This is a genomic window from Pedobacter gandavensis (assembly GCF_014172405.1).
Lineage (GTDB): Bacteria > Bacteroidota > Bacteroidia > Sphingobacteriales > Sphingobacteriaceae > Pedobacter > Pedobacter gandavensis.
In genome coordinates this window covers 217,392-232,591 of record NZ_WNXC01000008.1, presented here as the reverse complement: position 1 = coordinate 232,591, position 15,200 = coordinate 217,392, and the positions used below count along the sequence as shown (strand labels likewise).

The following is a 15,200-nucleotide window of genomic DNA, read 5'->3' as shown; positions in this document are numbered from 1 at the left end:
TAAATAACCCGACTAAAAATTGTAATAAGGAGAGATCATCAAATAAACAATAACCCCCGTTACTGCTACGTATAACCACACCGGGTAAGACCAGCGAACGATCTTCCTATGAAGTGCAACCTGCATCGTTAATCCCCTGTAAAAACTCACCAGGATTAAGGGCAATACCACCACTGCAAGGATAATATGCGTCGCTAAAATAAAGAAATAGATGTACCTGGTGCTTCCAACGGCTGCCAGTTCTGCAGCTGATAAAATACCATTATGGTCAATATCACCAAACTTAGTATCCTTCTCATACAAATGAAATAGAATATAGAAAATCAGGAATATAGCCGATAAAAGAAAGGTAACAATGTTCGTTATTTTGTGCGCTTTAATGTTCCCCTTTTTAATGAAGATCAAGGACACAATCAGTAAAACTGAACAAGTCGCATTGATGCCCCCAATAATATGAGGTAACAAATAAATGAAAGCAGGTTTATTACTTGGAGGTGGAACTAGTTTTAAAGCAATCACAACAGTTAGTACAACGGCCGTTACGATCCAAATTAGTCTTAGAAAAAACTTATCATTATTCATCTTAATTGGTATTTTGAAAGGTTTACCTTCCGTCTTTATTGTTTCTTAATTCTTCTGTGATCAATACCTTGATCTCATCATTCAGCTGAGAAAGTGCTTCCTGACTGCTGGCTGGATAATACCCACGAATGCGACGTTGAGGGTCAAGTAAAACGAACATATTACTATAAACGAATTTGCGATCTCCAGCAGCGATTTCCTGATGTGCATCGATAAATAGTCCCTTATTCAATAAACTATAAATCGTCGTACTATCACCTGTTAGTAAATCCCATTTCCCCGGCTTTGCATCCAGTGTCTGTGCATATTTTGACAGTACCTCAGGTGTATCCCGTGTAGGATCTATCGTAATCCCAACAAAGTTAACCGTCTTATTATGATCATAAGTGGTTTCGAAAGCCTTCATCGCCTTATTGGCAAAACTTACCGCTCCGGAATTTCCAGTGGTATAAAATAAATTTAATACCAGGATCTTTCCTTCGTAGTTTTTCCAGCTGATGCTATCGGCATTTTGATTGACTAACTTAAAGTCAGGAACAAGGTGGTAAATGGTGTCAGGAATTTGTTTACCCTTAACAGAATGAAAGGTAGATGCCACCTCTTTAGGGCCAAAAACAGGGAGTGGTTTATACCTGTTCTTTCCTTTTTCCTGTAGTAAATAATACAAAAATCCTGGTACCGCTAAAATGGTGACCAGGATTAATATTTTTTTTATTTGTGAACTACTCATTAAACAAGGGGCATATGAAGATGCAGATACCCGCCTTCAATTAGCATAAGTGTTGTAAAATAGAAAATAAAAATAAACGATACAGTTAATGCTAATTGCAACCCGAGTTTCTCATACTTTAAGTGCATGAAGTAAGCAACAATATAAAATGCTTTCAACAAAGTAAGCGCGATGTAAACGAAGTTACCGAATCCATGACTCATGTAACCATGTGGCAATACCCAAAGGGCAATAAAGAATTCAATTAATGTGATCAGTAAAAGAATACCGAATACTTGCCATATTTTTTTCTTGGATAAACCTTCGTGTTCTCCGTGTCCGTGCTCTGTGTGTGCGTGATCTGACATAATATTTTTTATTGAATGATTAAACTAAATAGAAGAATGTAAATACAAATACCCATACCAAATCAACGAAGTGCCAGTATAAACCAACTTTCTCCACCATTAGGTAATGTCCACGTTTTTCGAACGTACCATTAATGGTCATGATTAGGATGATGATATTGATAAGCACTCCAGTAAATACGTGAAATCCGTGGAATCCTGTAATCGTGAAAAATAGATTTGAAAACTGTAAAGCAGATACGGTAGAAACTTCTCCGTCAAACAAATGGTGAAGTGTTTCCATCGGAGGAATCTTACCCCAACCAAATCCTTCATGGAATAAGTGAGTCCACTCTAAAGCCTGACAGCCTAAGAACATGAAACCACCAATGATTGTAGCAACCATCCACCAGATTACTTCTTTCTTAGCACGTCTGTGACCAGCTTCTACAGCTAACACCATAGTAACCGAACTCATGATCAGGATAAAAGTCATAATACCTACGAACACTAATGGCGCGCCAGTATCTTTAATACCAGGGATTGATTGGAAAACCAAATCCGGATCTGGCCAGGTTAACTTAGTGAAACGTTGCGCTCCATAATAAACCAATAATGACGAGAATGTGAATGCATCAGATAGCAAGAAAAACCACATCATTAATTTACCGTACTCTACCGACCACGGCGAGCGTCCTCCGCTCCAAGGAGTAGTTTTTACCTGATCTAATTGTGATAATGAATTCATTTTATAAATTGTAATAGTTTGTTAACAAATCTAACTGTTCAAAAGTAAAAAAACATACAGATATATCCATAATATATCTATAAAATGCCAAAATATAGAGGCGATTTCCATTCTGTATTTCGCCCTAGGTACTGAAATCCCACCATAAGCACCGAATATACAATTCAATATGAAACAAAGTCCACCAAAAATGTGCAATAAGTGAAATCCAGAAACGATATAAATTAAAGATATCGCGGCATTATTGTTCACCAATGTTGCGCCTGTTTGATATAAAGTGCTCCAAGCATCTACCTGAAGATAGGCAAAAACGAGCGCCAATGCCATAGTTCCCCAAAGAAGAATTTTCTCAGAACCAATGTTTCCGGCTTTCAGAGCCTTAGCGGCAAGAAACAGACAGATGCTGCTCCCGATTAAAATCAATGTGCTGTACATAAAGGCATCCGGAAGTACTAATCCATGACCTTTACCTTTTGATGCTGCAAATACGATGTAAAAACTCGTAAAGCCCCCAAACATGATCGTAGAAGACACTACAAATAACCAAAGAATAAACTTCTTAGGCTTTGAGTTGACTACCTCATCATATTTTACATCCTGCTCTTTTAACGTATGTACCATATTTAAATTATTAAGCTATAAAATCAAACAATAAAACCAACTGAACAATGGGCAGGTAGAAGAAAGAACAAAACATGACCTTTCTCGCACTTACCAAGTCCAAATTCATCCACATTTTGAACGCCAGCGCAGCAAAAACAAGCCCGGCGAGGATAGATACTCCTGCAATATAATAACCACCAAAACCGTAAAACGTAGGCATTAAGCTTACCGGAATCAGAATCAGCGTACTTAAAAATGTTATAAAAGCACTCGTCTTATCCCTCTTTGTAGTAGGTAACAATCTAAATCCTGCTTTTTTATAATCATCATCCAATACCCAGGCAATAGCCCAAAAGTGTGGAAACTGCCAAACAAACTGAATTAAGAATAAGATAACTGCGATCTGATCAATTTTACCATGGGCTGCAACATAACCAATCAGCGGCGGCAAAGCGCCTGGAATGGCACCTACAAATACAGCAATCGGACTCTTCCTTTTCAAAGGAGTATAGGCAAAAGCATATAAGAAGATAGAAAACACGGATAGCAATCCAGTTTCTATATTTAGCTTACCCAATAACCAGGTACCCAATAATCCCATCACTAATCCAGAAACCAATCCTTGTCCTGTAGTCATATGACCAGCAGGCATCGGACGATCCTTAGTACGGGTCATCAGTTTATCCAGATCTACTTCAATCACTTCATTAAAGCAATTGGCAGCGGAAGTAACCAGAAATCCACCTACGATTAGGATCAACCAGTTTGTCCAGTTAATATCCTGACTAATGCCGTCGACAGGCACTTTAGAGCCAATTAAAAAAGTAACTGATGCGGAAAATACAACCAGAAAAGTTAGTCTGAATTTAATGAGCTTAGAAAAATCTGCTAAAAACTGTTTCAATTTATATAAAATTATTATTGATGGTAAGTATCTGTTCTATACACTAGCAGATACAGGTAATACTGTAAGGTGAATAATGCAGTAGAAAACAGAATGTGTAATGCCTGCGCATATGGCGGCAGCGCAAAGTTAGACAATAATAAGCCGGTAACAATCTGGATGATTAAAACTATGGCAATTCCATTACCAACTAATAGTGCTGTGGCTTTACCATTAAACTTATCTTTTACAATTTTATAAATCACGACATTAAGAATCAAAACAAGAATCGCTACGTCTCTATGATAAGAGAACACGTCCCCTACTTTACTGACCCAGCTGCCACGATCATTGTACATCATATTTTTTGAAATTGCATCTATCGCTTCCCTTACCTCTGTACCCAATACAACCTGAATGGTACTCAAGGCTACAGAACCTAAAGCCAATACTTTCAGCCAGGTAATGTTAGACATGATCACGACTTGTTGCTCATGTAACTGTTTAGCAAAATTATAGGTATAGACCAATATGGCCAGAATCACCAATGCCAGTAACATATGTACGGTAACAATCCAAGGCATCAAATTAGTAGAAACCACAATCGAACCTAACCAAGCCTGAAAACCAACGATGATCACGTTCAAAATACTCAATACCAGAATCCTTGTAGCTGTTTTACGATAAGAAAAGGAATAAACCAATAAGCCTACCAAGAAGAAACCGGTGATTGCCCCCATTAAACGGTTCAAATATTCAGTCCATGTTTTAGCAACATTAAAAGTTTCCGGTTGTAAAATGGATGCATCGTGACGGATACTATCCGCTAGATGTGCCTTTCCCATCCTTTCTAATGTTTTTGCAAAACGTTCATTTTTCGCGACACGTTCCGCAACATACTTGTCCTTATAATTGGCAGGTAATTGTGAGCTATGGGTTGGAGGAATATACTGGTCAAAACATTTTGGCCAATCCGGGCAGCCCATGCCTGAACCTGTACTTCGTACGATACCACCTGCCAGAATCAGCAGTAAGGTGATAACAATGGTGAGAAGGTTAAGCCTGATAAATCTCTTTTCAGCTTTGGAAACCATGGTTGGTGTTGGATTAAAAAAAATGGGGCATCTGTTGTAAGTATTTACCTACTGCAGATACCCCATTGTGTATTTTGAATACGATGTATGATCTATTTTTCTGCTATTGCAGGGTTTTTAGCTTCCCATTCTCTTTGGATACGCTCAGCTTCTGTATTACCTTCAAAATCATGAGGCATGTTAGAAGACATCGTCTGAGAGAAAGGAACGGTCTGAGGAATGAAATCCGTTTCAGAACCTGGCTTGCTATAATCATATGGCCAACGGTATACTGTTGGGATCTCTCCTGGCCAGTTACCATGAAGGTGTTCTACTGGTGTAGTCCACTCTAAAGTATTAGACTCCCAAGGATTTTGAGGTGCTTTCTTTCCTTTAAAGATCGAGTAGAAGAAGTTCCATAAGAAAGCTACTTGTGCCAATGCACCGATAATAGCTGCCCAAGTAACGAATACGTTCACGGTTAACCATTTCTGCATGAACTCAAACTCAGTAAATGCATAGTAACGACGAGGTACACCATCTAAACCTAAGAAGTGAAGTGGGAAGAATACTAAGTATGCTGAGATGAAAGTTAACCAGAAGTGAAGGTAACCTAATTTGCTGCTCATCATTCTACCGAACATCTTAGGATACCAGTGGTACACACCAGCAAGCATACCGAAGATCGCAGCAGAACCCATTACCAAGTGGAAGTGGGCAACAACGAAATAAGTATCATGCAAGTTAATGTCCAAAGAAGCATTACCTAAGAAAATACCAGTTAAACCACCAGAGATGAAGAATGACACTAACCCAATCGCAAATAACATTGCTGGAGTGAATCTGATGTTACCTCTCCATAAAGTAGCCAGGTAGTTGAAAGTTTTTACTGCAGAAGGAACCGCAATAATCAATGTGGTGATCATAAATACCCCACCTAATAACGGGTTCATACCCGTCACAAACATGTGGTGACCCCAAACGATAAATGATAATACCGTGATACCAATCAATGAATAAATCATCGCATGGTAACCGAAAATTGGTTTTCTTGAGTTTACTGAAATTACCTCTGAAGAGATACCTAAAGCTGGCATGATTACGATGTAAACCTCAGGGTGACCTAAGAACCAGAATAAGTGTTGCCAAAGGATTGGGGAACCACCTTCATTAGGTAATACCTGAGTACCCATAACAATATCAGAAAGGTAAAAACTAGTACCAAAACTACGGTCAAAGATTAAAAGTACCACACCCGCTACTAATACCGGGAAGGAAAGTACACCTAAGATCGCTGTTAAGAAGAATGCCCAGATCGTCAATGGCATTTTCCAAAGATCCATACCTTTAGTACGCATGTTCAATACGGTACTCACATAGTTGATACCACCCATAAGAGATGAAGCAACAAACATGATCATACTGATCAACCATAAAGTCATACCTAATGCAGAACCTTTAATCGCTGTTGGTAGAGCCGATAGTGGAGGATAAATTGTCCATCCCGCACTAGCTGGACCTGTTTGGATAAAGAATGAACTCATCATAATTACACATGCTCCAAAGAAGAACCAGTAAGATAACATGTTCAGGAATGGCGATGCCATATCCCTTGCCCCTATCTGAAGAGGAATCAATAAGTTACTAAATGTACCACTCAGACCGGCTGTCAATACAAAGAATACCATGATGGTACCATGTATTGTTACCAATGCCAGATAGAAATCCGGTTTAATTCGTCCGCCTTCTGCCCAAGTTCCTAAAAATGTTTCCAGGATAGGGAAGCTTTTCTCTGGCCATGCCAGTTGCAAACGAAACAGGATAGATAAGCCCATCGCAATAACAGCCATAATAATACCTGTTATCAGGAACTGCTTAGCGATCATTTTGTGATCCTGACTAAAGACATACTTCGTTAAGAAGGTCTCTTTGTGATGCCCATGATCATCATGGCTATCGTGGTTATGTGTATCGTGTAATGATATAGTTGACATAATGTGCTATTCCAGTATTATTATTTTTTTAAAGCTAATTGATTTGTTTTAACTGCAGCAGTGTCTTTTTTAACACTATCTGCGGGTGCAACTGCAGCTGGTGCTGCTGCTACTGGCAGGTTAAACTCTTTTCTCAAATCGTCAGTTAAATAAGTTCCCTGTTTTTTAACCCATGCCTCATACTCAGCTTGCGAAACCACTCTAACTTCTTTCTGCATTTTGTAGTGACCTTCACCACAAATTTTAGCACATAAGAATAAGAAAGCAAATTTAGGATCGTTAGTTTTCACTTTCATCTCTTCAGTAGTGATGGTTGGTGTAAACTCGAAGTAAGAAGTCATACCTGGTACTGTATTCAATTGAATTCTGAAGTGAGGCATATAGAAACTGTGCAATACATCCTTACTGGTCAAAATTAAACGAACTGGTTTGTTCACAGGAATCACCATCTCATCAGCAGTCTGATCATCTAAGGTGTTTTTGTCTTTAAAATCAATACCTAAAGCATTAATAGAGTTGATCAACTTGTAGTTTTTCACCCCAACAATACCATCAGCTCCAGGATAACGGATCGCCCATGCAAACTGAGATGAAGTAATCTCAATGTTCAATGGTTTGTTATTTGGATCTTCAATTTTGTAGAAAATCGATCTCCAGGTTAAGAAACCCATCAAAACCAATACGGTTAGAACCAATGCAGGAACGATTGTCCAGATACGCTCTAAAGCGTTGTTATGTGGATAGTAATATGCTTTCCTTTTTCCTGTGCTTCTATAGATATAAGCAAAAACAAATAGGATGATGTGCGTAGCGATAAATACGATAGTCGTAATGATCAAGGTGATGTTAAACATCTGATCAATTTTCTTACCATGTTCTGAAGCTGCTTCAGGAAGGATCATATTACCATGAACCGTATATTCCCAATAAACACCGTATAGACCTACGATCAGGAACAAGGCAAACAGAACTCCGTTTACTGTATTCCAATTGATACCTTTCGGTTGATCCTGAGCCTCACGGGTCAATTCATATACCTTTAATGCTTTTCCAATGATCGCTACAAATAAGCAAACCAGTAGAAATGCCATGGTATAAAATATAACCGTTTTATAAACCGGACCCATATCAACAGGTTTGGCAACGGTCTCAGCGGCAGCGCCGGCAGCTTGTGCAAATGCGCTTGTGCTTGCAAAAACAGTAAGAATCACTGCTAGTGCCGCTATTGTTTTGTTACTTATAAATTTTCTTAAACTCATTTCCTTAAAAGTAGTAACGCTGTACTTCTATTATACTATTAATTTATATACTCTATTAAGATCACCTATTACAAGTGATGATTCAAACTTTCTTGTAAGAACGGATGATTCTTTGCGATTAAAGGCTGCTTACTAAGTGCTCTTAAAACGGTAAAGGTAAACAATCCTACAAAACCTACAGCAGTTCCAATCTCAATAAAACCAAAACCATGGTGTTCTTCAACAGTTCCCGGCATAATCATTTGGTAATAATCAACCCAGTGACCACACAATACGATGATACAAACCGTTAACATGATGTTTTCTTGTCTCTTATTGTCTCTGTCCATTAATAATAAAACAGGCGCTAAGAAGTTCAATACTAGATTCAGGTAGAACCAGAATTGGTAGTGATCAAATCTTTTGTAGAAGTAAACAGTTTCTTCTGGCATGTTTGCATAGTAGATCAACATAAATTGAGCGAACCATACATAAGTCCAGAAAATAGAGAAACCGAAGATAAACTGACCTAAATTGTGTAGGTGACTATTGTTTACCCATTTCATGTAACCTGCTTTTTTCAACAAGATGATGATGATCGCCATCGTTGCTAAACTACTAACCCACATTGCTGCGAAGTTATACCAACCAAACATGGTAGAGAACCAATGTGCCTCAAGAGACATGATGGTATCAAAAGCAAAGATTGGTGTAGTAAAACCGTAGATTACTAAGAATATACAAGAGTACTTGAAACTTTTTCTGTAAGAATCCAAACCTCCTTTTAAATCTTCATTCACTGACAATTTAGCGAACCAAACTGCGAAGAAAGAATAAACACCTAAGAAGATCACCTGACGTGCCATAAAGAATGGAACGTTAAGGAAAGCTGACTTACCAGCGATTAGTTTATCATAATTAGGACTGCTTGGATCAGTTAAGCCCGGAGCATTCCAGTGATGATATAAGTTGTGTGTGTACAAACCAGCTGCCATTACTGCGATTAAAATAACAACCGCAATCGGCAAGGTTTTAGCCATCGCCTGTGGTACACGTAATATAGAAGCAGACCAACCAGCCTGTGCTACAAATTGAACAGCAAGAAAGAATGCACCTGACATGCAAACACATGCGAAGTAATAAGCCATCAGTAACAAGTTTGCAAAAGTACGCTCATGAAGCGCCTCCGCTGAAAAGCCATATCCTATAGCGAGTACCCCTAGGACAATAGCGATCAGACTTAAGGTTTTTGCTTTACCTGTAAACTCAAACTGCTCAGTTAAATTATAATTGTGAGTTCCCATTTATTTGTGCTTTTCTATTGTATTTTTTGTAATTGTTGAACATACATCACTACTTTCCATCTTTCATCAGGAGATAGTTGAGAGGCATGTGAACCCATGTTATTTAAACCATACTCAATCGTATGATAAATTTTTCCTGCAGAAAGGTCTTTCATCAAACCACCACGTGATGAAGCTGCATCACCATGATAAGCTGGAATACCACTGATCTTATCGATTTTTACCAAGTGACCTTGTCCATCTCCTTTTTCACCATGACATGGCGAGCAGAATACGGTGAAATAATGCTTTCCTGCGATTAGATTTTGTTCTGTTTCAGGAAGCGGATTAACCAGGTTAGCACCAGCAGCTTCATATCCCTCTTTAGTGTTAGGATAGTCGTCATACTTATTGAACCCTACCGGGGTAGTATGAGCTGGCGGCGTTTGCGCCGTTGATCCATTCTTAAAGTTTTTGTTTGGCTGATCTGGATTATAAGCAATCGGATCATACATGTTCCTTGCATATTCTAAACCGGTACTTTGCGGATCTTTACAAGCTGAAAAGACAACAGCACTGGCAAGAATACAAAATGAGGCTAAAACTACTTTATTCTTATTCATAGCTAATATACTTCCTTTCATTGTGCTTAATCTCTAAAGCACCTGCATCTTTTAATAAACCATCAATTTTATTATGATCGGTATTTTCTTTTGCATCCACAGCGATAATAAATCTATCGTCTGTAGCTCTTAAGTCCATTACTCTAGGTGCTCTTCCTGGGAACAAATGCGTTGAAGCATAGTAAGCGCCCACTAAACTGAATGCACAGAATAAAACCGTTACTTCAAACATAATCGGAATAAAATCCGGAAGTGCTAAAGCAGGTTTACCACCAATATTATGTTTCCAATCTACCACCGAGGTTAAGTAGATTAATGCGAATGCAGAAATGGTACCGGTTACCCCGCAAAAGAATGCAAGAATATCCAACCTAGATCTTTTGATCCCTAATTTAGCTTCGATGCCGTGAATAGGCATTGGTGTATAAACATCATGTACTTTAATGTTATTTGCCTGTAACTGGTCGATGCCATGCATCATTTCGTCAGGATCACCAAAACTGCCTAAAATATATTTGATATTACTCATTGTTATATTTTTGCGTATTCTTCTTGTTTAACACTATCAAATTTCTCTAAAGACTCTACGTATTCTTTCACGTGTTCTTTGTCCAAATGACCTTCTTTAATTTGTTCCATTTTAGATTGCTCACTTGCACTCTTCAGTAACAGCTTCACCTCTGCAATTGCAATAGAAGGTAATACTCTTAAGAATAAAAGGAACAAGGTAAAGAACACTCCGATTGAGCCTACAAATACACCCACATCTACCCATGTTGGATAGAACATCGCCCAACTTGAAGGGATATAATCACGGTGTAATGAAGTCACGATAATTACAAAACGTTCGAACCACATACCAATGTTTACAACGATAGATAAAATCCAGGTTGCTGCGATACTTGTACGGATCTTTTTGAACCAAAGTAACTGAGGAGAGATTACGTTACACGTCATCATCATCCAGTAAGCCCACCAGTATGGTCCGGTTGAACGGTTAATGAAAGCGTATTGCTCGTATTCTGAACCCGAGTACCAGGCAATGAAAAACTCTGTGATATAAGCCACACCTACAATAGATCCAGTTAGAATGATAATCTTATTCATCGATTCAATGTGGAACATCGTGATGTAGTTCTCAAGACCTAATACTTTACGTGCTACTAATAGTAATGTTAATACCATCGCAAATCCTGAGAAGATCGCCCCTGCTACGAAATATGGAGGGAAGATCGTGGTATGCCATCCTGGAATTACCGAGGTTGCAAAGTCCATAGATACAATCGTGTGTACCGAAAGTACCAGTGGCGTTGAAATACCGGCTAAGATGATACATACCGCCTCAAAACGTTGCCATGTTTTTACGTTACCAGACCATCCAAAAGAAAGGATAGAATAGATTCTACGTCTTGTTCCTATTGCACGGTCACGAATAGTCGCGATATCAGGCAATAAACCTGTATACCAGAATAATAGTGATACCGAGAAGTAAGTAGAAATGGCAAACATATCCCAAACTAATGGAGAGTTAAAGTTTACCCATAATGACCCGAATTGATTCGGTAATGGAAGTACCCAGTAAGCCAACCATGGTCTACCCATGTGGGACACTACATATGTCGCTGCACAGATTACGGCGAAAATTGTCATCGCCTCTGCAGAACGGTTAATGGAGTTCCTCCAGTTCTGTCGGAAGAGTAATAGTACCGCAGAGATCAGTGTTCCTGCGTGACCGATACCTACCCACCAAACGAATCCGGTGATGTCCCATGCCCATCCAACTGTTTTATTTAATCCCCATGCACCGATACCAAACCAGAAGGTATATCCAACGGATACTAACCAAAGTGTGGCGCCACAAAGTGCGAGTATAAATCCTATCCACCATGCCCTGTTAGGCTTGTTCTCAACTGGCATTAAAATATCATTCGTAATCTTTGCATACGTGATATCATTGCCGGTGATTAATGGCTCTCTTAATATTGATTCCTTATGTCCTGACATAATTTATTTTCTTTAATATCAGCTTACGCTTGTACTGTATCTGTGTTTCTAATTTTTGTCATATAACCTATACCCGGTTGTACGTTGATCTCTTCCAATACATAGTAAATACGCTCACTACGTAATGCTTTAGATACTTCCGACTCAGGATCATTGGCATCGCCAAAGATGATCGCATTTGCCGAACACGCTTGCTGACATGCCATTTTGATATCACCGTCTTTTAATGGACGTTTTTCCATCTTAGCAGTTAACTTACCAGCTTGGATACGTTGGATACACATAGAACATTTCTCCATAACACCTCTTGAACGGGCAGTTACATCAGGGTTAAGTACCAACTGCGTAAATTCATTGTTCAAGTAGTTATCAAAACGAGAATCATTCCAGTAGTTGAACCAGTTGAAACGACGTACTTTATACGGACAGTTGTTCGCACAGTAACGTGTACCTACACAACGGTTATAAGCCATGTGGTTTAAGCCGTCTGAAGAGTGTACTGTTGCCAATACCGGACAAACCGTCTCACATGGAGCATGGTCACAGTGTTGACAAAGCATTGGTTGGTGAACTACAGATACGTTATCAAGGTTATCTAAATGAGCAATTTCTTTCTCTTTAGTTACCGCATTGATACCAGTACCATGACTGCCATGTGCTTCTTCTGCATGCGCATCTCCTTCAACATTAAAGCTGTAATAACGGTCGATACGGATCCAGTGCATTTCTCTACGCTTACGAACCTCTTCTTTACCTACAACAGGAATGTTATTCTCTACGTTACAAGCAACAATACAAGAACCACAACCCGTACAAGCATTCAAATCGATTGCCATTACCCAGTTGTTACCTGGTTTCTCGTAAGCATCCCATAAATCATAAGTTTTATGTTTTGCATGGTCATTACCTGAACCTGCAGCTGGATTCTTTTTATATTCAGTGAAAGTCGCTTCACGAATGATGTTTCTTCCTTCGAATGAATGGTGCGTTTGTGTTTGCGCCAATTCCTCTCTACGGCCAGTTCCTGTCAATTGAACAGTAGTAGCATATTGAGAAGTACCATTGCTGAAGCTTACAAAAGGATAAGCATTTTTACCTACATTATTTCCAGCTTTACCAGTCATCGTTCTACCGAATCCTAAAGCGATAGAAGCAGTTCCCTGAGCTTGTCCTGGCTGAATCAACACAGGTAAGTCAATGGTATAACCGTTTGCAGCTTTTACAGATACAATATCGAATTCTTTATAACCTAATTTCTCAGCGAATTTAGGCGCAATAGCAATATAATTGTCCCAGGTTACTTTAGAAACCGGATCAGGTAATTCTAATAAGAAAGCATTGTTACCATGTCTACCATCACGCATTGATGCACTTTCGTAAACCTGTAACTCGATGTCTTTTGCTAATGATTTGCTATTATTTAAAATGGTAGGAATTACTGCTGCTAATGACAAGTTGAAGTTATAAGCTCCTGCTGGTTTAGCTGCTGCAATAAATACACCAGTTTGTAACACTTCTTTCCAGGTTTTACCGAATAAAGGAAGGATGTTTTTCTCCCAGTTATTACGTACATACTGGAAGTAATCTTTAACCGCATTATCAGACCAGATCAATAAACTCTCTTCTGCCTGACGGGTATTGAATACCGGATTAATTGTTGGTTGAATGATGGAGTAGTTACCTTCGTAAGCACTTGCATCACCCCATGACTCTAAATAGTTATGGTTAACTGCAATTACATCACATAAGCTCGAAGTCTCATCTTTACGATCAGCGAACGAAACTTTTAAAGCTACCTTAGCCAATGCATCAGCAAAAGCTTTAGTATTTGCTACATCATAACCAGGGTTTGCATTTAAGAAGAATACCGCAGCAACTTCTCCCCTGTTCATTTCATTGATAAACTCAGCAAACTCAGCATCATTACCTGCGTAACGCTTACAAGGATTGTCTAAGTCGATCGTTGTACCATAACTACCAATTGCAGCGTTGATCGCATTTACCAGAATCTGAGTAGACACGTCATTTGAACCTGAAACTACTAATGCTTTTCCTTTGTTTTGCAACAATTCTTTAGCCACCAACTTAATCGCTTTATCAGCAGTTACGTTATTTGGTAAAGCAGCACCAGCTAAGTTATTTCCAGTAATGGTATTATATAAAGTAATTAATGCAGGTCCCTCTTCTGATAGTTTAACCGGTACACGCGTATCAGCGTTAGTACCTGTTACACTCATACCAGCTTCGAACTGGAAGTGACGTGACATTTTACCAGCCTTTAAAGACTTGTGATTTCTGTTCGCAACATACTGGGAAGTGAATTCTTCACCGCTAATCCAGGTAGACAAAAAGTCTGCACCGAAACTTACGATCAGGTCAGCTTTGTCAAATCTATATTGTGGAACTACCGCTTTACCGAAGCTATTTTCATTTGCTTTGATAATACCGGTATAAGATACTGCATCGTATTGAACGTGCTTTGTATTCGGGTAAGCAGTAGTAAAGTCAGCGATTACTGCTTTAGTAGAAGGACTGTTTACTGAAGAAGAAACCAAACGGATCTTCTTACCTGATGCCTGTGCTTTGTTTAATTCGCCTTTTACAAACTCATCAATCTTAGCCCAAGTTACTTTTTCATCATCCTTTAAAACAGGACCATGTAATTTAGAAACATCATAAAGGTCTAAAACAGAAGCTTGCGCCTGTGCATCTGTACCTGTACTGAATACTCCTGAATTAGGGTTTGCGTCAATTTTAATTGGACGTCCCTCTCTGGTCTTCACCAATACACTTTGGCCATTGAAACTTGATACATAGTAGTTCGGGATACCCGGAACTACCTCTTCAGGTCTGATGACATAAGGAATTGATTTATGAACCGGAGCTGTCTGACAAGCTGCAAGCGTTACCGCTCCCAGGCCGAAACCTAGTGCTTTCAAAAAGTCCCGGCGCGGGGTTACCGTACTTAACCCTGCTTCATTTAAAACATCTTCTATTGGAAGGGGCTCAGCAAATTCGTTTTTGTTGTTTTCAACAAAATCGGGAGTGTTTTTATACTCCTCTAAGCCTTTCCAGTATTTTTTATTGCTTTCCATTTAAGCTATATTACTGTT

The 15,200-nt window shown here is 39.0% G+C and carries 14 protein-coding genes; all 14 read right to left on the bottom strand.

The features are described 5' to 3' along the window. Positions 1-12: 12 nt before the first annotated feature. The 14 genes from GM920_RS19715 to GM920_RS19650 all read right to left on the bottom strand — a co-directional run bounded on the left by GM920_RS19715 (position 13) and on the right by GM920_RS19650 (position 15,182). Positions 13-582 (bottom strand): DUF420 domain-containing protein, encoded by a 570-nt coding sequence (locus GM920_RS19715; RefSeq protein WP_182960690.1) that lies wholly within the window; start codon positions 580-582, stop codon positions 13-15. 22 nt (positions 583-604) lie between these two features. Continuing rightward, on the bottom strand, positions 605-1,312 hold the full coding sequence (locus GM920_RS19710) for an SCO family protein (protein WP_182960688.1): 708 nt from the start codon (positions 1,310-1,312) through the stop codon (positions 605-607). Beyond that, positions 1,312-1,659, bottom strand: a complete 348-nt coding sequence (locus GM920_RS19705) for a cytochrome C oxidase subunit IV family protein (protein WP_182960686.1) — start codon at positions 1,657-1,659, stop codon at positions 1,312-1,314. The genes GM920_RS19710 and GM920_RS19705 overlap by 1 nt, the downstream gene beginning before the upstream one ends. A gap of 19 nt (positions 1,660-1,678) precedes the next feature. Further along, entirely contained in the window at positions 1,679-2,386 is a 708-nt protein-coding gene (locus tag GM920_RS19700; RefSeq protein ID WP_182960684.1) for a cytochrome c oxidase subunit 3, read from the bottom strand. Positions 2,387-2,416: 30 nt separating this feature from the next. After that, positions 2,417-3,007: a cytochrome c oxidase subunit 3 gene (locus tag GM920_RS19695; protein ID WP_182960682.1), complete on the bottom strand. Its 591-nt coding sequence runs from the start codon at positions 3,005-3,007 to the stop codon at positions 2,417-2,419. 10 nt (positions 3,008-3,017) lie between these two features. Beyond that, a complete protein-coding gene (cyoE, locus tag GM920_RS19690) occupies positions 3,018-3,893 on the bottom strand; it encodes a heme o synthase (RefSeq protein WP_182960680.1) in 876 nt (291 codons plus the stop codon). Positions 3,894-3,907: 14 nt separating this feature from the next. Continuing rightward, positions 3,908-4,966 (bottom strand): COX15/CtaA family protein, encoded by a 1,059-nt coding sequence (locus tag GM920_RS19685; protein ID WP_182960678.1) that lies wholly within the window; start codon positions 4,964-4,966, stop codon positions 3,908-3,910. Positions 4,967-5,058: 92 nt separating this feature from the next. Beyond that, positions 5,059-6,939, bottom strand: a complete 1,881-nt coding sequence (locus GM920_RS19680; RefSeq protein WP_182960676.1) for a cytochrome c oxidase subunit I — start codon at positions 6,937-6,939, stop codon at positions 5,059-5,061. Positions 6,940-6,959: 20 nt separating this feature from the next. Next, positions 6,960-8,198: a cytochrome c oxidase subunit II gene (locus GM920_RS19675; protein WP_182960674.1), complete on the bottom strand. Its 1,239-nt coding sequence runs from the start codon at positions 8,196-8,198 to the stop codon at positions 6,960-6,962. A 68-nt stretch (positions 8,199-8,266) separates the two neighbouring features. Beyond that, the gene (locus tag GM920_RS19670) at positions 8,267-9,481 is read right to left on the bottom strand and encodes a quinol:cytochrome C oxidoreductase (RefSeq protein WP_182960672.1); all 1,215 of its coding nucleotides are present in this window, start codon (positions 9,479-9,481) and stop codon (positions 8,267-8,269) included. A gap of 14 nt (positions 9,482-9,495) precedes the next feature. Then, a complete protein-coding gene (locus GM920_RS19665; protein ID WP_235964589.1) occupies positions 9,496-10,083 on the bottom strand; it encodes a c-type cytochrome in 588 nt (195 codons plus the stop codon). Continuing rightward, on the bottom strand, positions 10,076-10,612 hold the full coding sequence (locus tag GM920_RS19660; protein ID WP_182960668.1) for a DUF3341 domain-containing protein: 537 nt from the start codon (positions 10,610-10,612) through the stop codon (positions 10,076-10,078). Before GM920_RS19660 ends, GM920_RS19665 begins: the two co-directional genes overlap by 8 nt. Before the next feature lie 2 nt (positions 10,613-10,614). Further along, positions 10,615-12,087 (bottom strand): NrfD/PsrC family molybdoenzyme membrane anchor subunit, encoded by a 1,473-nt coding sequence (nrfD, locus tag GM920_RS19655; RefSeq protein WP_182960666.1) that lies wholly within the window; start codon positions 12,085-12,087, stop codon positions 10,615-10,617. Positions 12,088-12,110: 23 nt separating this feature from the next. Further along, on the bottom strand, positions 12,111-15,182 hold the full coding sequence (locus tag GM920_RS19650) for a TAT-variant-translocated molybdopterin oxidoreductase (protein ID WP_182960664.1): 3,072 nt from the start codon (positions 15,180-15,182) through the stop codon (positions 12,111-12,113). Between the last annotated feature and the right edge of the window lie 18 nt (positions 15,183-15,200).